Annotated in this window: 17 protein-coding genes; 15 read left to right on the top strand and 2 right to left on the bottom strand. The window is 59.9% G+C overall.

Going from position 1 to position 19,893, the window contains the following annotated elements; all coding sequences use genetic code 11:
• The first annotated feature begins 41 nt into the window (after positions 1-41).
• The 8 genes from tssB to ACI0FJ_RS11215 all read left to right on the top strand — a co-directional run bounded on the left by tssB (position 42) and on the right by ACI0FJ_RS11215 (position 9,645).
• Positions 42-530, top strand: a complete 489-nt coding sequence (gene tssB, locus ACI0FJ_RS11180; RefSeq protein WP_424303224.1) for a type VI secretion system contractile sheath small subunit — start codon at positions 42-44, stop codon at positions 528-530.
• 11 nt (positions 531-541) lie between these two features.
• Positions 542-2,029: a type VI secretion system contractile sheath large subunit gene (gene tssC / locus ACI0FJ_RS11185; protein WP_424303227.1), complete on the top strand. Its 1,488-nt coding sequence runs from the start codon at positions 542-544 to the stop codon at positions 2,027-2,029.
• A 170-nt stretch (positions 2,030-2,199) separates the two neighbouring features.
• The gene (gene tssD / locus ACI0FJ_RS11190) at positions 2,200-2,667 is read left to right on the top strand and encodes a type VI secretion system tube protein TssD (RefSeq protein WP_424303230.1); all 468 of its coding nucleotides are present in this window, start codon (positions 2,200-2,202) and stop codon (positions 2,665-2,667) included.
• 205 nt (positions 2,668-2,872) lie between these two features.
• The gene (gene tssE / locus ACI0FJ_RS11195; protein WP_424303233.1) at positions 2,873-3,289 is read left to right on the top strand and encodes a type VI secretion system baseplate subunit TssE; all 417 of its coding nucleotides are present in this window, start codon (positions 2,873-2,875) and stop codon (positions 3,287-3,289) included.
• 31 nt (positions 3,290-3,320) lie between these two features.
• Complete coding sequence (gene tssF / locus ACI0FJ_RS11200) at positions 3,321-5,048, top strand: type VI secretion system baseplate subunit TssF (RefSeq protein ID WP_424303236.1); 1,728 nt, start codon at positions 3,321-3,323, stop codon at positions 5,046-5,048.
• Entirely contained in the window at positions 5,012-6,061 is a 1,050-nt protein-coding gene (gene tssG / locus ACI0FJ_RS11205) for a type VI secretion system baseplate subunit TssG (protein WP_424303239.1), read from the top strand. The genes tssF and tssG overlap by 37 nt, the downstream gene beginning before the upstream one ends.
• Positions 6,055-8,802, top strand: a complete 2,748-nt coding sequence (gene tssH, locus ACI0FJ_RS11210; protein WP_424303242.1) for a type VI secretion system ATPase TssH — start codon at positions 6,055-6,057, stop codon at positions 8,800-8,802. Before tssG ends, tssH begins: the two co-directional genes overlap by 7 nt.
• Positions 8,803-8,871: 69 nt before the next feature.
• Positions 8,872-9,645, top strand: a complete 774-nt coding sequence (locus ACI0FJ_RS11215) for a hypothetical protein (RefSeq protein WP_424303245.1) — start codon at positions 8,872-8,874, stop codon at positions 9,643-9,645.
• A gap of 11 nt (positions 9,646-9,656) precedes the next feature.
• Here ACI0FJ_RS11215 and ACI0FJ_RS11220 read toward each other — a convergent pair whose 3' ends face one another.
• Complete coding sequence (locus tag ACI0FJ_RS11220) at positions 9,657-11,231, bottom strand: type VI secretion system contractile sheath domain-containing protein (protein ID WP_424303248.1); 1,575 nt, start codon at positions 11,229-11,231, stop codon at positions 9,657-9,659.
• 139 nt (positions 11,232-11,370) lie between these two features.
• On the opposite strand from ACI0FJ_RS11220, the gene ACI0FJ_RS11225 reads away from it, so the two are divergent.
• The 5 genes from ACI0FJ_RS11225 to ACI0FJ_RS11245 all read left to right on the top strand — a co-directional run bounded on the left by ACI0FJ_RS11225 (position 11,371) and on the right by ACI0FJ_RS11245 (position 17,018).
• A complete protein-coding gene (locus ACI0FJ_RS11225) occupies positions 11,371-12,765 on the top strand; it encodes a hypothetical protein (protein WP_424303251.1) in 1,395 nt (464 codons plus the stop codon).
• Complete coding sequence (locus ACI0FJ_RS11230; protein WP_424303254.1) at positions 12,758-14,683, top strand: hypothetical protein; 1,926 nt, start codon at positions 12,758-12,760, stop codon at positions 14,681-14,683. The genes ACI0FJ_RS11225 and ACI0FJ_RS11230 overlap by 8 nt, the downstream gene beginning before the upstream one ends.
• Positions 14,680-15,753, top strand: coding sequence for a pentapeptide repeat-containing protein (locus tag ACI0FJ_RS11235; RefSeq protein ID WP_424303257.1), 1,074 nt, complete (start codon positions 14,680-14,682; stop codon positions 15,751-15,753). The genes ACI0FJ_RS11230 and ACI0FJ_RS11235 overlap by 4 nt, the downstream gene beginning before the upstream one ends.
• 29 nt (positions 15,754-15,782) lie before the next feature.
• Positions 15,783-16,166 carry a hypothetical protein gene (locus tag ACI0FJ_RS11240; RefSeq protein WP_424303260.1) on the top strand — a complete coding sequence of 128 codons (384 nt, stop codon included), beginning with the start codon at positions 15,783-15,785 and terminating at the stop codon, positions 16,164-16,166.
• 447 nt (positions 16,167-16,613) lie between these two features.
• Complete coding sequence (locus tag ACI0FJ_RS11245; RefSeq protein ID WP_424303263.1) at positions 16,614-17,018, top strand: response regulator; 405 nt, start codon at positions 16,614-16,616, stop codon at positions 17,016-17,018.
• Between the two features lie 80 nt (positions 17,019-17,098).
• On the opposite strand, the gene ACI0FJ_RS11250 is transcribed toward ACI0FJ_RS11245, so the two are convergent.
• Positions 17,099-17,527 carry a winged helix-turn-helix domain-containing protein gene (locus tag ACI0FJ_RS11250; RefSeq protein WP_424303266.1) on the bottom strand — a complete coding sequence of 143 codons (429 nt, stop codon included), beginning with the start codon at positions 17,525-17,527 and terminating at the stop codon, positions 17,099-17,101.
• A 109-nt stretch (positions 17,528-17,636) separates the two neighbouring features.
• Between ACI0FJ_RS11250 and ACI0FJ_RS11255 the strand changes: the two genes are divergently transcribed.
• Positions 17,637-19,031: an MATE family efflux transporter gene (locus ACI0FJ_RS11255; protein WP_424303269.1), complete on the top strand. Its 1,395-nt coding sequence runs from the start codon at positions 17,637-17,639 to the stop codon at positions 19,029-19,031.
• A complete protein-coding gene (locus ACI0FJ_RS11260) occupies positions 19,021-19,890 on the top strand; it encodes a DUF2156 domain-containing protein (RefSeq protein ID WP_424303272.1) in 870 nt (289 codons plus the stop codon). The genes ACI0FJ_RS11255 and ACI0FJ_RS11260 overlap by 11 nt, the downstream gene beginning before the upstream one ends.
• Positions 19,891-19,893 lie beyond the last annotated feature (3 nt).

Here is a 19,893-nt window from a genome sequence, read left to right on the forward strand (position 1 = left end):
GCCAAGACCTTTTTGCCGCGCACCCGGCAAAGGAGGAGACCATGGGTAAAGAAAGCTCCATTGCTCCCAAGGAACGTGTCAACATCACGTACAAGCCTGCCACTGGCGATGCCCAGGAACAGGTCGAACTGCCGCTCAAGCTTCTGGTTATGAGCGACTTCACCATGCAGGCCGACGACCGCATGGTGGAAGACCGCGATCCCATCAACGTGGACAAGGACAACTTCAACGACGTGCTCAAGGGCCAGGGCCTGTCCCTGGAATTCAGCGTGGGCAACAAACTGGTCAACGAAGAAGACGCGGAAATGCCCGTGAACCTCAAGTTCGACAACCTCAAGGACTTCGAGCCCGACGCCATTGTCCAGAAGGTCCCCGAACTCAAGAAGCTCATGGAACTGCGCGAAGCGCTCAAGGCGCTCAAGGGCCCCCTGAGCAACGTCCCGGAATTCCGCAAAAAAGTTCAGGAGCTGGTCGGCGACAAGGATGCCCGCGATAAAATTCTCAAGGAACTCGGCATCGAGGAAGGCTAAGGAGAGAGCACATGGCTGAAGAACAAAAAGATCAAGCAGTATCCCAGGCGCAGGCGCAGGCGCAGGAAGGCTCCCTTTTGGACGAAATCGTCCAGGCCACCAAGCTCCAGCCCGCCGACGACGGCTACGCCCTGACCAGGGCCGGGCTCTCCGCCTTCATCGAAGAGCTGGTAAAGCCCGAACACGAAGGAGCCAAGGTGTCCGGCGCAGTGGTCGACGACATGATCGCCGAGCTGGACCGCAAGCTCTCCATGCAGACCGACGCCATCATCCACAATGAAAAATTCCGCAAGATGGAATCCACCTGGCGTTCCCTCAAATACCTGGTGGACCACACGGATTTTCGCGAAAACATCAAGGTGGAAATCCTCAACGTTTCCAAGCAGGACCTGCTGGACGACTTTGAGGACAGCCCGGAAGTGCCCAAGTCGGGCCTGTATCGCAGTGTGTACACGGCGGAATACGGACAGTTCGGCGGCCAGCCCTACGGCGCCCTGATCGCCAACTACGATTTCGGCCCCGGACCGCAGGACATGAAGCTGCTGCAGTACACGGCGGCCGTGGCCTCCATGGCGCATGCCCCGTTCATTGCCGCGGCCGCGCCCAAATTCTTTGGCGTGGACTCCTGGCAGGAACTGCCCAACCTCAAGGACCTCAAGTCCATTCTGGAAGGGCCGCAGTACATCAAGTGGCAGAGCTTCCGCGAATCCGAAGACGCCCGCTATGTGGGCCTCACCCTGCCCCGCTTTCTGCTGCGCCTGCCCTACAGCCCGGACACCGTGCCCGCCAAAACCTTCAACTACGTTGAAAACGTGGCCGAGAGCGACGAGGACTTCTGCTGGGGCAACAGCGCCTTTGCCTTTGCCGGTCGGCTTACCGACAGCTTTGCCAAGTACCGCTGGTGCGCCAACATCATCGGCCCCCAGGGTGGCGGCACCGTGGAAGACCTGCCCGTGTACCAGTACGAGGCCATGGGCGCCATCCAGACCAAGATCCCCACGGAAGTCCTGCTTTCCGAACGTCGGGAATTCGAACTGGCCGAGGAAGGCTTCATTGCCCTGACCATGCGCAAGGGCAGCGACAACGCCGCGTTCTTCTCGGCCAACTCCTGCCAGAAGCCCAAGTTTTTCGGCACCTCGGCTGAAGGACGCGATGCCGAAACCAACTACAAGCTGGGTACGCAGCTCCCCTACATGTTCATCGTCAACCGCCTGGCCCACTACATCAAGGTGTTGCAGCGCGAGAACATCGGTACATGGAAGGAACGCGGCGACCTGGAAGCCGAACTCAACAAGTGGATAAGCCAGTATGTGGCGGACATGGACAATCCCGCACCTTCTGTCCGCAGCCGCCGCCCCCTGCGTACGGCCCAGATAGAGGTCAACGACGTTCCCGGCGAACCGGGATGGTACAGCGTGGGCATGAAGATACGCCCTCATTTCAAGTACATGGGCGCATCCTTCACCCTGTCGCTGGTCGGCAAGCTGGACAAGAGCTAAGCAGCAGCTTTTTCGGGCTCCCCTTTTGTTGGGCTTTGCGCCAACCTTATTGGCACTGCCGTCCGGGGGGATCGGCAGAAAGCCAGCAGTACCGGGGCATTCGAAAATGGCATGCTTTTTGGTAAGGGCAAGAACAGCAGAACACCCATAACACCGCAGGAGGACAGGTAATGGCAATTAATGCATACGCAAAGATCGGCGGCTACAAAGGCGACAGCACCCAGGCTGGCGACAAGAACGAAAAGTTCACGGTCTACAAGATCGACCACAAGGTGGAACTTCCCGTTGATCCTCAGACCGGCCAGCCCACGGGCAACCGCATCCACGGCCCCTTTTCCATCACCGTGCCCAAATGCGCGGGCGGGGTGGAAGTGAAAAAGGCCATGTGCTCTGCCGAGCCCGAAAAGCTGGAAGTGATAATCAGCCACTTCAACCCACAGAAGACAACGGAAATATACTACGAAATCACCCTGACGGACGCCATCGTATGCAAGATCGAGGACGCCACGTACGATACCCTCGATCCCAAGTACACGAAGTACCCTGATCTGGAAAAGATCTCCTTTACCTATTCCAAGATCAAGTGGACCGACAAGGTGGACAACAAGGAACACGAAGACAGCTGGGAAAACGCGTAACCACGCGCCCGGACTTCCGGGAGGGACCGCAAGGTCCCTCCCCGGATGAGTTGGCATGATTGGGACGCATCCGGCCTTGGGATGCACTCATTCGTCAACGTGTTCCGACAGTTGCGGCAGAGTTTTTGGGGTTCGGCTGCCCCGGTATCTCCAAAATTTGGGGAATTTGGGGCATATAAGGCGTGTAGTGTATTTTGGGGTGTTCATGCGCGAAGACAGACTGCTTGAGCGAATCCGCAGGCTGGACGAGAAGCAGGACCGGCGCCAGGTGTCCGATCCGTCCCTGCTCTCCGACTCGGTAACCCGCCATCTCATCCAGATTCTCAATTCCCGCCAGGGCGGCTGCCAGTCGGCCCCGGATCTTGGCGTGCCCGATTTCACCCATCTTTCCGCCTCGCCCGAAGCCCCGGACATGCAGGCCATGGAACGCACCATAGAACAAGTCATAGAACGCTATGAACCGCGCATGAAGAACGTACGCATGCGCTTCAAGGAGCGTGTGGACAACTCACTCACCCTGCTCTTCACCATAGAGGCCCGACTCGCCATGGAAAACCTGGACATCCCCGTGATTTTCGAAAGCAGGGTGGATGCGGACGGCCGGGTTTCCATAAACCACTAATCGCTGAAACGAGAAGGAACACACGCCGGGCATGATCAACAAATACTATCAGCAGGAACTCTACCACCTGCGCGAACTGGCGGGTGAATTCTCCAAGGCGCACCCGGCCCTGGCACCGCTTTTGGGCGGCCAATCGCCCGATCCGGACGTGGAACGCCTGCTGGAAGGCTCGGCCTTTCTTACAGGCATGCTGCGGGAAAAGCTGGACGACGAATTTCCGGAGATCGTCCACGGCCTCATGCAGATGCTCTTTCCCCACTATCTGCGCCCCATTCTTTCCGCCACCATCATGGAATTTCTGCCCAAGGCCGGGCTTATGGAAACCATCCGCGTTCCCGCCGGAACCGAGCTGGCATCCGTCCCCGTGGACGGCACGGCCTGCACCTTCCGCACCAGCTACGACATGGACGTGCACCCCCTGTCCATAACCGGGGCCGAGCTGCTGGAAAAACCAGGACTACCCAAGACCATTCGGCTGGATTTCCACCTCAACGGACTTTCCCCGGCGGATTGGAAGGCCACAAGCCTGCGCCTGCATTGCAGCGGCAACTACAGCCGCGCCGCGGACCGCTACCTGGCGCTGAAACGCTATTGTACAGGGGTACGTCTCGTGCAGGGGGAAACCACCTGGGATCTTCCCCGAAACTGCATACGCGAAGGCGGCTTTTCCGACGAGGAAATGCTCTTCCCCTACCCGGCCCACTCCTATCCCGGCTACAGAATCCTCCAGGAATTTTTTCTGCTGCCGGAAAAATTTCTTTTTCTCGACATCACAGGGCTGGAAAACTGGACCAACCGGGGCGAAAGCACGGACTTCAGCCTGTTGTTCGACCTGCAGAACGCCGGACCGGACCTGCCCTGGATAGGGGCGGACAACTTTGTGGTCAACGCCGTACCTGCGGTCAACCTGTTTCCCCACTCCGCCGAACCCATCCGGGTGGACCACATGCAGCCCGAATACCGGGTTCGTCCCTCGGGCAAGCACCCCACCCACTACCAGGTGTTCAGCGTGGAGCGGGTACGCGGCGTACGCCGAGGCGCGGGCAAACTGCGAACCTTTGCCCCTTTTGAAATGTTCACCACCCCTTCGGCAGACCAGCCGATCTACACCACCACCCAGCGGCTTTCGCCCATACGCGACCAGGTGGAAACATCCATAACCCTTGCCTACACGGGCTGGCCCGACGAAACCGCACAGGAAACCCTGTCCATAGACGTGCTCTGCACCAATGCCAGCCTGCCGGAAAGCCTGCGCTACGGGGACATCTGCAAACCCACGGACACCTCGCCCGCGCTCATGGATTTTCGCAACATCATTCCGCCCACCTCGCCGCTGCAACCGCCCCTGGGCAAGCAGCAGCTCTGGAAACTGCTTTCGCATCTGTCCCTGAGCTATCTGTCCATAGCCGACGTGAAATCACTCAAGGCGCTTCTGGAGCTCTACATCTTCCCGGAAGGACGCGACCGCGCCAGGGTGGGCGCCAACCGCAAGCGTGTGGAAGGAGTGCACAGCCTGGAGGTGACGCCGCAGGACAGACTGGTTGGCGGAGCCGTCATCCGGGGCAGTGAAATAACCATGGAGGTGGACGGATCGTCCTTTGCCGGAGCAGGCGACGTGTATCTCTTCGGTTCGGTGCTCAACGCGTTTCTGGCGGGATACGCCTGCATCAACAGCTACACGCGTATGCGCATGGTCAACATTTACAACGGAGAGGAGCATTCATGGGCAGCCAGGACCGGCGACCGTCCTCTGTTATAGAAAAAGACCTGCTCACCAAGAGCAAGTCCTTTTCCTATGTCCAGGCGCTACGTCTGCTCAAGCTGCTTAAGGGCAAACGCACGGCTGGCGATCTGGAGGACTTCCTCACCAAACGGTTGCGCGTTCGTCCGGAACTCACCCTGGGCTTTCCGGGTACGGACATCGTTTCCCTGGAAAAGGAAGAAACCCGCACGGGCGAACGCTGGAACATGACGACAGGCTTTCTGGGGCTGTACGGATCATCCAGCCCTCTGCCCACATATTATACCGAAGACCTGCTGGACGAGGCCCAGAACGACCACTCGGTTTCCCGCGAATTTCTGGACATCTTCAACCACCGTTTCTACGCGCTCATGTTCCTGTGCTGGTCCAAGTACCGCACCTTTTTACGCGTTATCGAAGAGGAAGACCCGGCCAGCCTGGACATGCTCTTCTGCCTGCTGGGGCTGGGCGTGCCCGAACTGCGCGAGGAGCTGGACAATCCGGTCCAGGCCCTGCGCTATATGGGTCTGTTTCTGCATTGGCCCCGTTCCGCCACCGGGCTGCAGGCCCTGGTCAGCGACATCCTCAAGACCCATGCCCGCATCGAGTCGTGCGTGCCGCGCCGGGCGACAATCCCCAGGGACCAGCGCATGTGCCTGGGAAAAAGCAACACCACCCTGGGCGAGGACGCCTACCTTGGGCGGGAAATTTTCGACCGCATGAACAAATTCCGCATCCAGGTGGACGGCCTGGACGCGGAACATTTTCATAACACCCTTCCCGGCTCGGAGACGTTCAAACAGCTTTCGGTGATGACCGGGCTGTATCTGAGCGCGCCTTTGGAGTGCGAGCTGGAAGTCGCCCCTATAAAGGAAGAGGCCTGCACCGCCTGCCTGGGGGGAACCCCGGAAGGCCGCTGGGCACACCTGGGGCTGAGCACCTGGGTCTTTTCCACGGACACACTGGAGGGACAGCCCGCCAGAATTCCCTTGCACACCAACCGCATCCGGCGAGGAGAACAGCCATGCTGACCACCGACCTCCGCTCCCTCATAGCCAAGCTCGGCCCTTTGTGCACAACCGCGCTGCACAACGGAGCCGGTCTGGCCGTAACCCGCACCAACCACGAAGTAACCATTGAACATTTTCTGATAAAATTGCTGGAAAATCCGTCCAGCGACCTTTCCCAGATTCTGCGCGCCTTTGACGTGGAATCCTCGCGCATCATGGCCCTGCTGACCGAAGCCATGGAGGAACTGCGCACGGGCAACGCGGGCAAGCCGGTCTTTTCGCCGCTGCTGCTGGAACTCTTTCAGGACGCCTGGTCCGTCTCCTCCCTTACCCTGAACGAACCCAACATCCGTTCCGGCGCCATCATGCTGGCCTTTCTGGCCAAGCCGCGCTTTTTCGCCTCGGGCGCGTTTGTGGACGCCCTGGCCGAGGTAAGCAAGGAACGGCTGGAAAAGGACTTCTGGACCATTGTCAAAGGCTCGGCCGAGCAGGCAACAAAGGGCGCGGGTGGCGGTTCCGCCGGACCTGCGGCAGCGGGCGGGCCGGGTGGCGAGGCCAATTTCATCTCGCGCTTCTGCATAGACTTTACCCGCCGGGCCAAGGACGGCGACATCGACCCCGTGTTCGGACGCGACCAGGAAATCCGCCAGATCGTGGACATCCTGGCCCGCCGCCGCAAGAACAACCCCATCCTGGTGGGCGAACCCGGCGTGGGCAAGACCGCGGTCATCGAAGGGCTGGCCCTGCGCATCACCCAGGACGACGTGCCGGAAATCCTCCAGGGCGTGACCCTGCTGGGGCTGGACATGGGCGCGCTGGAAGCGGGCGCGGGCATGAAGGGCGAGTTCGAAAACCGGCTCAAGGGCGTGCTTACGGAAATAAAATCCAGTGAAAAGCCCATTGTGCTCTTCATCGACGAAGCCCACACCCTGGTGGGCGCCGGGGGCACGGCTGGCGGCTCGGACGCGGCCAACCTGCTCAAACCCGCCCTGGCGCGCGGGGAGATAAAAACCTGTGCCGCCACTACCTGGACCGAATACAAGAAATATTTCGAAAAAGACCCGGCCCTGGCCCGCCGCTTCCAGCTGGTGAAGCTGGACCCGCCTTCGGTGGAGACCACCAAGACCATCCTGCGCGGCCTCAAGGCCAGCTATGAAAAGGCCCACAGGGTCATTGTACGCGACGACGCAATAGTGGCTGCCGCGGAAATGTCCGACCGCTACATTGCCGGACGCTTTCTGCCGGACAAGGCCATCGACCTGCTGGATACCAGCTGCGCCCGCGTCAAGGTGAACCTCTCGTCCAAACCCGGCGCGCTGGAAGACACACAGCGGTCCATTGCCGCATTGCAGCGGGAAAAAGACGCCCTGCTGCGCGACCAGGCCCACAACGCGCCGGTGGACGTGGAACGGCTGGAAGAAATAGACGCCAAGCTGGCTGAGCTGGATGGCTGGGAAAAGGAGCTGGCCGCCCGCTGGAAGGAACAGAAGGAGCTGGCCGACAAGGTGCTGGAACTACGCGCCAAGGTCTACACGGCAACGACAGATGAAGGTGATGCGGGTGCACCTGAGGCTGAGGCAGAAGGAACAGAAGAAACTACTGCGGATGCAGATACCACCGCGCCAGAAGAAACACCGAAGGTGGCACCAAAGGAATCACCCGAGGAATCACTGGAAGAGCTCAGGAAACAGCTTTTGCAAGCCGACGCCGCTCTGGCCGCGGCCCAGGGCGAGGACGCGCTCATCCACGTGGAGGTTAACCCCGACCAGGTGGGCAAGGTGGTGGCCGATTGGACCGGCATTCCCGTGGGCAAGCTGGCCCGCGACCAGGCCCGCATGGTGGGGGAACTCAAGGAGCGCATGAACGAGCGCATCAAGGGCCAGGACCATGCCCTGGACGCCATTGCCCAGGAACTCCAGGCAGCCAGATCCGGCCTTACCGACCCGTCGCGGCCCCAGGGAGTTTTTCTGCTGGTTGGTCCCTCCGGCGTGGGCAAGACCGAATCGGGCCTGTGTCTGGCCGATCTGCTGTTTGGCGACGAACGCTCCGTGGTCACCGTCAACATGAGCGAGTTTCAGGAAAAACATACGGTCAGCCGTCTCATTGGTTCGCCTCCCGGCTACGTTGGCTATGGCGAGGGCGGCATGCTCACCGAGGCCGTGCGCCAGCATCCCTACTCCGTGGTGCTCATGGACGAGGTGGAAAAGGCCCACCCCGACGTGCTCAACCTGTTCTATCAGGTCTTTGACAAGGGCATGCTCTCGGACGGGGAAGGCAAGGAGATCAACTTCCGGAACACCATCATCATGCTGACCTCCAACCTGGCCTCGGATGTTATCCAGGAAATGACCACGAGCGGGGATAAAATGCCTTTGGACACCCTGGTCGCCGCCATCCGTCCCATCCTGTCCGACCACTTCAAGCCCGCACTGCTGGCCCGCATGACCATTGTGCCCTACGGCAGCCTTGCGCCCGAAGCCATGAAGATGATCACCGGGCTCAAGCTGGGCCGTCTGCAAAAGACCCTTATGGACAACAACAAGATGAAGCTCACCTGGAGCGACAAGGTGGTGGAAAGCATTGCCGAACGCTGCACCGAGGTGGAAACCGGAGCGCGCAACATCGAATACATCCTCAACGGCAACCTGCTGCCGCTCATGTCCCGCCGCATTCTGAGCGAAATGGGAGGCGGCGAAATGCCCTCCAAGGTGGCCGTGGACATGGACGAGGACGGCGGATTCACCGTGGAATTTAGTGGGTAAGCTGAGTTCAGCGGGCAACGTGCTGTCCGCAGATACGTCTTGTATTTTGTGGCTACACAGGAGGACACCATGAAAAAAAGCGTCTGGGTTACGGCTCTGGACAAGGACGAAGCCCTTGCCAAGGAGCAGATGGACACCCTGAGCAAATACGGGCTGGCCGTTTCCGGCCACTTCTGGATAGACGACCTTAAAAAGGCGGCCTGGCTCGGCCCGGTCGAGACCCTGATGGCCCCGGAGACCGCGCTGTGGGTCATTTCCGGCAAGCCCGAAACCTTTGCCGATCCCACCGTGCGCATCGGGCTGTCCCTGCTCTCGCTCAAGATTCAGGCGGCCAAGGGCCACGGGTTCAACATCATGGTGCGTCCCACCGGAGGGGTGCTGGAACAGGAGCTGCCGACTCCCCTGGCAGGCGCGACCATCCTGAAGGAATCCGACAATCTGGGCGTGAAGGCGGCAGCCGCCGTGAACATCCCGGCCAAGCCCCTGTGGGGCGAGTACCGTCTGAGCATCATTGCCATGCCCAGCGTGGGCCAATGGTTCGAAATAGGACCACGCGAAGGCGAATGGGCCGGAGCCCTGTTCGGTATTTCCGGTAAGGCGGAGATTGACGCCCACGGCGTAGGCGATGCAGGCGCACCGCCCGAACGCTGTGTGCTGAACTACCCCATGCAGAACGCCAAGCTGGAACTGGACGGCACGGAGTACACGGCCTGGGCCGTGAAGAACCCGCTGGACGCGGGCAGTTCCTATTATGTGCGGGTCAAAGGCGCGCCCGAAGCATTGGTGTTCGGCGAAATGGGCGAAGGCGACATGCCCGAGCTGTACACCATCAAGCTGGCCTGATTACGCACCGGCTACCACAAAAACTGGAAGCCCATCTGTTCGCTGGCCAGAACCGACATGGGCGGAGTGAAGACCACGTCCAAAGGCAGGCCCGACTCGCCCGGTTCGCCAGCAGTAACGCGCAGATCTTCTGGCACTTTATGGCCGGTTTCGGAAAACAGGGCCGCCAGCACCTGCCGGACAAGTTCGGCCGGGTCCGAGCCGACAGTGGACGCCAGCTCGGCGGTTTCCTCCTGCACCCGCAGGAGCACGCCGATGATACGGGAAAAGAGCAGACAATGGCGCAGGGAACCTCCATCCAGGGCGGTTTCCTTGGGAAGAAAGGCCGTATCCTTGCCGAGCGGCCCCACCAGGGGAGTCAGCCCGCATTCCAAAAGCTGGGCCATGCGGTCCTCGCCCATGGAAACCTCGCAGGCCATGTTGCCCGCCCCCTCGGTTCCGGCGGCCAGATCTTGCAGGACGAAACGGTTGTAGTCGGTAAACAGGGTGGACCAGCCCGTCTGCCCAAGGCTTTGGGCAATCAGCGTTGCCATGGCCCAGACCGGCGCACTCCAAAGATTTTCACGTTCGTCCAGATCGGCATGGCGGGTGCGCACGGCCATGCGGTTGGTCAGAAGGCCCAGCCATCCGGCAGCGGACGAAGCAGCCAGGGTACGAAATTTAGCAAAGGCCGCGTCATCCATATGATGGCGCAGGTAGGCAAGCTTGGAAAAACCGTCCCAGTCGTCCACGCCGAACAGGCGCGGCCCTGCCCAGGCCAAGGTGGGGCAAAGCAGGGACTCGGCAAATTCGGCCAGCCCGCCCAACAGTTCGATGCCGCGGGGTGTGTTGTCGAATTGCAGGTCGCACAGGATCAGTCCGGGCAGGTCGCTTGCCAGCTGGGGCAACAGCCCATCCAGGCTTTCGGCCAGATTGGCCGAAGACACGGAAGCCAGCAGCAGCCGGACCTGTTCCCCGTTTTTCGAGGCCGGGATGATGCCCTGCCGCAACAGCAGGCGCACGCCCTGCCAGCAGGCTTCGGCCCGGCGGAATTCGTGGTCGGCCACGATGCGGGCCATGACCGCCTTGGAAATCTGCTCCGCCTGCTGCGCCACCTGCTTCAGCGACCCGGCATTGCCGGAACGCTCGGCAGAAGACGCGTCCACCGCCACCATGGCCAGGATGTCGTCCACTTCGGAGTGGGTGTCCGAAGATTTGGCAGAGGTTCGCACGGAGGCGTCGGGATAGTCCAGGGGCAGACCGGGCCAACGCGACTGCATTTCGCCGACCGTGGAAGCGAGTTCCTCCCCGGCTGCCGCGGCCTGCGCAACATAGTCCCTGGCCTGGGCAAGGCGGTCCAGGTACTCCACCGCCCTGGGCAGCCCGCGCGGCGAGAAATCGCGCATGGAAGAAATTTCTACGGTGACTTCGCCCCCCGGGCACAGATCCTTGGGCATCTGGATGCGCAGACGCGGCCCCATTTCCTGCAGCGCCTTGTCCGGTTCGGAAGGATCGACCTCCACCAGCGTTGGGGAAACGTCCGCATCGGGCGTGGGACAAAAGGGAGCCAGGGCAACTATGGTGAACGGCGTGAGAACGGCGGACATGATCTCCTCCGGGAAGGTTGCAGGATGGCAAAAATGCCCGCTGGGGGGAAACGGGCGGTAGTTTTTCCTTTTGCTGAACTATGGCACAATGGCGCACAGGGTGCGGCCCTGTCAATTACCTGAGAAAAGGCGCGTAAAAATGAGACGTTCCCGCCACCGTTCACATACGATCTTCCACCTCGCCGCGTTCGCGCTGCTCTTTGTGCTGGCCGTGCTCCGGCCCATTGCCGCCTGTGCCGGTGCGGGAAACGACCTGCCGCCAGAAAGGAAAAACAAGGGCCTGCACACCGGGACCAACGCCACCAGTCTGCACCATGTTAAGCGCGACCATGTCCCGGCCAGGGAAAAGTCCTACCAGGGGCTGTTCTGCATGGACGGCATCCGCCATCCCGGAGATGATCCGTCCAACAGCACGGCCAAGAACCTGGACGTGTTGAAAAAAGACCTGGAACTGACCGCACGCAAGGCCATTCTGCGGGAAATCCTCTACGCCCATTTCAAGGAACAGGGACTGATACAGCCCACCCCGCTGCTGCGCGACGAATCCGTGGCCCCCTATCTGCAAACCCTCAAGCTGACCGGCATGCATTATTTCAACGGCGACAACTTCGGGGAAATCTGCCTGAAGTGTACGGGCCGACTGTCCGCGCGGGACCGCAGGCTGCTGGAAGAAACCACGGTGGCGGTCCAGGGCTTCTGCCAGCCCGGCAACGCCACGCTGGTAAAAGACCTGCGTTCCAACGCCACATTGGATTTCATGCACCAGACCCTGGGCAAGTATAATCCCAAGCTGTTTGCAGCCAGCCCCGGCGAGGCTGCCATGCTTTCCGGCGAACTGTGGCTGACCAACCAGACCGTGAACCTCGACAATCTGAACTATTGCATGGACGCGGTTGCCAAACTGGTGCCCTACTTTGCCACCTATTATGTGGTGCCGAAGAAAGACCCGTTCAAGCCCAAAAAGCCCGTGGTGGTCAGCAAGCAGGTCTGGAGCCTGGATTTGACCAACGGCACCGAAGGCGACCCCAGGCCCGACCTCGGCCAGGGGCTTGTTTTGGAGAACACGCCCCAGGGACGGGCCATAGGGCTGAACGCCAGCTACGCGTCCACAATGACCATTTCCGCCACGACTACTTCCGAGCAGGACCTCAAAGGCTTCAATGCCACGGTACAGGCCGACTGGCCCATCCATTTTCCGCAAAAGGGTCAGGACCCGGTACGCCTGGAGGTCGTTACAATATCCTGGAGCAACGGGGTGCGAAATTTTCTGACCATTGAACTGCCCGGTCCCCAGCCCATGGCCGTGCTGCACTACGGGCGCCAGGGCATAAGCTATCCCATGCCCTGGAACGACACGCTCAACCGCGTCACATTCATCAAAACCGGCGACCTGCTGCGCATCCGCTGCAACGGGAAACCCGCCATCACGCTCAAGGCCGGGGGCGACGCCCTGGGATCGATCACCCTGAACATGCCGGAAGGCACCACGATTCACGATCTGGTCCTTTCCAGGCGGTACATAGACTATGAATAGCCCGACCCGTTTCGCCCTCTTTCCAGCCTTTGCGCGCCTTGTTTTTGCTGCGGCCCTCTGCCTCCTGCTTCTGGCCCCGGCGACGTGGGGCAAAAGGGGCTGGTGCGCCAATGCCACCGGATCGGCTCCACAAGGACAAAATTCTCCGGCAAAACAACAGGCCGCTCCCAAAGCATCCGCCCCCCAATCGTCCACACCGGACACACCAAGCGGGCCCACACCGGATGGGCCCAGACCGGACGGGGCGGCTTCGAGTTCGCCCATCTGGACCGTTCCTTCGGGCACGCCGGACGGCAACCAGATACTCGGCATTCTGCGGGCCAAACAAAAAGCAGCCGGGAACCAGACCAATGCCATTCCCGACACGCAGGACGTCTCGAAAGACGTCCCGGAAAAGACAGATCAGGGACAAGCGGCCAATGCGACGGCCCTGACAAACGCAGCAAATGCAACAGGCGGAAACGGAACAAAGGCCCAATCCGAGCATGTGAACGCCACGAATGCCACGGCCCCGGTAGGTAATAAGACCGCTGGCAACGCGACTGTTCCGCTTGCCACAAATGCAACACATACCACCAATGCAACGGGCACCAACCAAACCCAGGCCGCCCCAAAGGCCCAGCTTGTAGGGCTCCCGCTTCCCGCACCAGACAAACCCATAGCAACCTTTCAGGCCGGGACCACAGGCCAGGGCGCCTTTACCACGGTCATTACCTGTGCGCCGCTTTCCGGCCAGTTGGGCCGCACCCGCCAGCAGGTGGCCGCCAGCCTCACGCAACAGGGCAGGTCCAAGGCCATGGATATTTTCTTCCACCGCCTCTACACCCCCAATGCCAAGGGAGAGCTTCCCCACATGGAGCCGGGCTTCAAAGCGCACGTGCTCTCGCTGCTGGAAGTGGTGGACCAGCCCCGGCTGTTCAACGGCAAGGGGCTTGGCGAACTCTGCGCCCAAACCATGTACAGCCTGCCCCAGCACGTTTTCAATCAGCTGCGCCCCCGCCGGATGGAGCTGAAAAACTTCTGCTACAGCGCCCCGGAACTCTCCCTGGAAGCCATGCGCACCCAGGCCCGCTACGCCGCCATGGACCGCATGCTGCTGCAGGCCGCCCCGCAATACACGGCCCTTACCAGGGAACAGCGCGCCATGCTCCTGCACAACCTCAAGATCAAACAGCTGTTCGACTGGTTCAGCAACGACATGTGCATGAGCGCCAGCGCCGACATCATTCCCATGCAAATGGAGAGGGAAATTAACAAGGCCCTGGGCCGCCTGCCCGACGCCCCGCCGCCCGCCGGTCCCAAGGTCGCCTACCAGCTGGACCTGAAAGGACAAGACGCTGGCGACCCGGTCCCGGAATGGGGCAAGGACATCGGCGTGTTCACCGATTTTCAGGGCAAATGTCTGGGCTCCACCGCGCCCAAAGGGGCCACGGCCCTTTTTCCGCTCACCACGGGCCAGGACTTCGACGTCTCCATCTTTGTGGCCAATGTCTTTGACCTGCCGCAAAAGCCGGGCAAATCCGCGCGCTTTCCCCTGTTTTCCCTGCGCTACGAAAACGGCTTGTGGGAAGACTACTCCCTCATTGCAGGCTACGACGACAAGCTCCAGCCCCAGGCCGTCTACCGGGTGGGCTCCATTGTCACCAACACACTACCCTGGATCGATGCGGTCAACTTCAACGAATACAAGGTGGTCAAACGCGGCTCCCTGATGAAGCTGTTCGTCAACGGCCAGTTCGTGTTCTACTTTTCCACGGGCGGCAACTCCCTTACCGGAGTACGCCTGCTCCTGCCCTGGAAGGCCCGGCTGTACGACCTTGTCATTACCGAGCCGGGACAGGCAGCCGTATCCCAAACGTCCCAAACCTCTCAAACGGGCCAAACGGGCCAAGCCTCTGCAAAGGACACCACGCCATGATCGACAGCCCTACCCCCACTATGACCCGCAGCGAAATCCTCCAGGCCATTCGCGAGGACGACACCATAGAAAACCAGGACCTTTCCGGCCTGGATCTGTCCGGGGCCGATCTGTCCGGGGCCCGTTTCGACCATTGCCTGCTGAGGGGAGCCAACATGAGCGGCGCGGTGATACGGCGCACGGGATTCTTCGACTGCGATCTGGAAGGCGCCAACATGGACGCCACAGACCTTACCGAGGTCTTCTGGGTGAACATGAACCTGCCCGGCGTCACCTTTCGCAATGCCGACTTTACCAAATCCATGCTCACCGGCGCCAAGCTGCCGGGCGCGGACTTCACGGGCGCGGACCTTACCCAGGCCGTGCTCAACGAAACCGACATGCAGGACGCCATCTTCGTGGCCGCCAAGATCGACAAGACCGTGTTTCTGGACGCGGACCTGCGCCGGGCCGTGTTCCGCGACTGCGACATCTACATAGGCATCTACCAGGGAGCCGACCTTACCGGGGCGAATTTCAAGGGAGCCGCCGTGCGCAACACCCTGCTGCGCAAGTGCAATCTGGAAGGCCAGGACTTCAGCGGGGCGACCTTCACCCTGAACCAGGCGGGCGGGGCCAACATGCGCGGCTGCAACTTTGCCGGGGCGGACATCACCCAGACCAATTTCATGGAATGCGACCTGACCGAAGCCGTCTTTGCCAAGGCCACTGCCCCGCGTACGGTCTTCATGGACGCGGTGCTGCACAAGGCCGACTTTACCGGGGCCAACCTGATGCAGTCCTACATGGAGTCCGCCGACCTCACCCTGGCCGATTGCTCGGGCGCGCACATGGAGCAATGCATGCTGCCCAAGGCCATCTGCCGGGCCACCAAGTTTGTGGGAACCAACCTGAACTGCGGGGATTTTTCCCACGCCGACCTTTCCGGGGCCGACTTCAGCCGGGCCGAGCTGACGCGCTGCAAGCTGCACCGCATTCTTGAGGAAAACACCCATTGGGATTCGGGCGCCAAGAGCGCGGCCCTGGGTACGGACGAGGAGCAGGCCGAAGCCGAGGATTGGGGCAAGTAACCGTGCGGTTTTGTCTTTTCCGAAATTTCATGCGGCCCGCGATTACCGGGCTTGTGCTGCTGGCCCTTGTGCTTTCGGTCTGCCTTGTCTCCGGCTGTGCCCTGCCCAAGGTGGATGTGACGCCTCTTACCAAGACCGAATACCCCGTCAACCGCGGCAGTGTGGATATTCTGGACGGCCCGCCCGACGAGGCCTTTGCCAAGGTCGCCCGCCTGGAAGTGAACGACGAGGACGGCGACATGGAAGCCCTTTCCCGCAAGGCAGCCAGCCTGGGCGCCGACGCCATTATAATGGACGAACGCAAGACATTCCGCGATTCCGTCCTGGCGCCCTACGGAGCCAAGGCGAGATACCGAACTGGAGGGATTGCCATCAAATACCTCCGCCCCAGTTTGCCGCCAAAAGCACAATAGCTTCGTTACTTCGAAAAACTCAAACCCTCGCATATCAAAAAAATACGCGTCGGGCTTGAGTTTCTCTTGTGCCTTGCTCTTGCACCTTTGGAGACAAACTGCCGAGTTGGGCAGGCTCATCACTTTGAAAATAAAATCAAAAAACACGGATAGAGGGAGAACAAGATAATCAAGAAACAAGACTGCCTCGTTGCACCTTTTTGAGCAGCCTGAAGAGCTCAGGGCAGGCTCATCACTTTGAAAATCAAAGCAGGAAAAAACAGGAAATACGCTCGCTTCGTTGCTCTTTTTTGAGCAGCCTGCCGGGTTGGGCAATCTCAGTCACTCCAAAGAATAAAAACCACTCGCCCAATTTTCACCTTGCATGGACGCGCCGCTCTTTTTCTGAAACAATGGGTATACGTGTTTTTTCCGTTTCATCCCGATCCCGAACAACGGGGAGGAATCATGGCGGACACACCCCCCATCCGGGTACTGTTGGTGGACGACGAGGTCTCGTACCTGCGGGTGCTGACCAAACGTCTGACCCTGCGCGGCATGGAGCCCATGGCCGTACAAAACGGACAGGAAGCGATCCGGGTCATCAAGGAGCACGAATTCGACATCGCGCTTCTGGACCTCAAAATGGTGGGGATGGACGGGCTGGAAACCCTGCGCATGATCTCGCTCATGGCCCCGGAGCTGAAAGTCATTCTGCTGACCGGCCACGGCGGGGAAAAAGAAGCACGCAAGGCCGTGCAGCTGGGAGCCGTGGATTATCTGGTAAAACCCTGCGACCTGGACACACTTATCGCCCGTATCAACGCTGCCGTAACCAAGACGGCAACAGACCACACGCACAGTACATCTTGAAAAAAGCGGCTTTTCCTACGACATTTATCGGAAATTTAAACCGTCGGACAATACGGCCCTTGCCTTTTGCCGCACGCACCTTATTTTATTTTTTCCGTCTTTTCCACGGGGTCTTCGCGACCAGCCACTTCGCTTGGGGCAAGCTCTTTTTCATCGCCAAACGGCTGTACATCCCAGGGGAACGATTTACGCGCCTCTTCAAGGGCAAAGGCTTCCACCGCCTCGTACCACTGGTTGAAGCTGTCCAGGAGTTTCTCGCCCAAAGGCGAAAGAATAAAGCCCTTGCGAGTCCCTTTTTTTTCCACCAGGGCGGCCCCCAGCATTTCCTCGCTGGTCTTGATTCTTCCCCAGGCGGCCCGATAAGACATGCCAAGGGCTTTTGCGGCCTTGTTCAATGAGCCAAGTTTCTGTACTTCGCGCAGAAGCAATACGCGTCCCAGGCCAAGGACCTGACCTTCGTCGGTTTCGAGCCACATATGAAGACGCAGGCGGGTATTTTGAACAATCATCATCGATCCCGGTTGTTTGATCTTATGTTAATAATAGCAGCTTACCATATTCGACCATGGTTGCCCATTATATGAAGTAGGCAGTCCGCTTTTCTTCAAGAAGGAACACATGACAGAAACCCAAACGAACATCCGCGACATCTGGCACCTTGCATGGCCCCAGTTGTTGATGATGTTCTTCCATTTTTTGATCGGCTTCGTGGACGTATGGGTCGCCGGGCGCATAAACAGCGACGTGCAGGCCTCCATGGGCATGATCAACCAGCTGCTCTTCTTCTTTCTGGTAGTGGCCATTGCCGTTGCCAACGGCTCCGTGGCTGCCATCAGCCAATCCTTGGGCGCGGGGCTGTACAAACGCATCCAGCGTTATGTGGGCCTCATCGTGCAGATAGGCGTGGTTACCGGATTGCTCATCTTCGGCATCGGCCTGGCTTCCACAGAGCTGATGATAAAGATCCTCCAGGTACCGCCACAGCTGACCGATATAACCAGATACTTCTTCAAAGTCTTCATGGGCGTGCTGCCCTGCTATTCACTCTTTGTGCTCACCAACGCGGTATTCCGCGCCCAGCACAAGGTCATGTTTCCGCTGTATACCGGCATCCTCATCACCACGCTGAACACCATCGGCGACCTGGGGCTGGGGCTGGGCTGGTTCGGCCTGCCGGAAATAGGCTACAAGGGGCTGGCCTGGAGCACATTCATTTCCGTGGGCGCAGGCGCAATCCTCAACCTGGCCATACTTGTCCGCCTTGGCAGCCTGCGCTGGGACAGCTTCCCTCCGCTGCGCTGGAGCAAACGCGCCCTGCCCTACCTGTTCAAGGTGGCCTGGCCGGGCGGCCTGCTGCACATTGTCTGGCATTCGGCATACATGCTGCTTTTTTCCATTACAGCCAGCCTGCCGCACAACAGCGTGGTGGCCCTGGCCGGAATGACCGCTGGCATGCGCGTGGAGGCCTTCCTGTTCATGCCCGGATTCGCCTTCAGCATGACCGGCTCCATCCTGGTGGGCCAGTACCTGGGCATGGGACGGCCCGACCTGGCGCGCAAGAACGCCTACCTGACCCTGCTTATCGGCATCACCGTCATGTCCACGGTGGCCGTGCTCCTGTGGCAGGTGATAGGCCCGGTAACCCATTTTCTGGCCCCGGACCCGGCAGTGCAGGCCGAAAGCATCAACTACCTTATCTACAACATGCTGTGCATTCCCTTTACACTGACCGGCATGATCATTTCCGGCGCCATGACCGGTGCGGGCGCCACCATGTACAATCTGGTCGCCTTTGGATTCAGTTCCTGGGTGGTTCGCCTGCCCCTGGCCTGGTACCTTGGCCACGAAGTTTACAAAGGCCCCACGGGCGTTTGGCTGGCCATGCTCATTTCCATGGCCTTCCAGGCCCTGTTTATCCTTTATCTGTTCCAGTTTCGCGACTGGACCCGTTTTGCAATGAAAACCCGGCGCAATGGCCGTACAAATATGAATGGAGTTCCCAATGCTTCTTGATTTTACTCCCGTAACCCTGGACAGACAGACCGAATACCGGACACTGTTCGACAACTGCCGCCAGAAAGCCTCGGACTACAGCTATATAAACCTGTGGGGCTGGCGGGACGAATACGGCCTGGAATGGGCCTGGACAGAAGACCGCGTGTGGCTGCGCCAGACCAAGCCCGAGACCGTCTATTGGGCACCCATCGGACGCTGCTGCAAGGGCAAATGGAACCGCGACATGTTCCCGGACGACGCCACCCGCTTCATCCGCGTGCCCGAGGCACTGGCCCAGATATGGACCGACGAACTGGGGCTGGAACTCACCGAGGACCGCGGACATTTCGACTACATCTATTCCGTGCCCGAGCTGGTGGAGCTGTCCGGCAACAAGTTTCATAAAAAAAAGAACCTGCTGAATCAGTTCAAGAAAAAGTACGATTACGAGTTCAAGCCCATGACTCCCGACTGCGTGGAACAGGCCCTGGACATGCAGGACTCGTGGTGCCGCTGGCGCGACTGTGAATCCAGCGAAACCCTGCTGGCCGAAAACGAGGCCATCTATCGCGTGCTGACCCATTGGGATCGGCTTGACGGATTGATCGGTGGAGCCATATGGGTTGATGGACGCATAGTGGCATACAGCCTGGCCGACGCCCTGGAAGGGGACACCCTGGTTATCCACTTCGAGAAAGGGGAAACCAAGTACAAGGGCATTTATCAGGCCATCAACCAGATGTTTCTGGAAAACCAGGGCGGAACATACCTGAGTGTGAACCGGGAACAGGATCTGGGAGACGAGGGATTGCGCAAGGCCAAGCTTTCGTACAATCCCACGGGCTTTCTCAAGAAGTACGCTCTGGACCTGAAGTGAGGA

Origin of the sequence: Desulfovibrio sp. 7SRBS1 (genome assembly GCF_049723905.1) — a bacterium.
Taxonomy (GTDB): Bacteria; Desulfobacterota; Desulfovibrionia; order Desulfovibrionales; family Desulfovibrionaceae.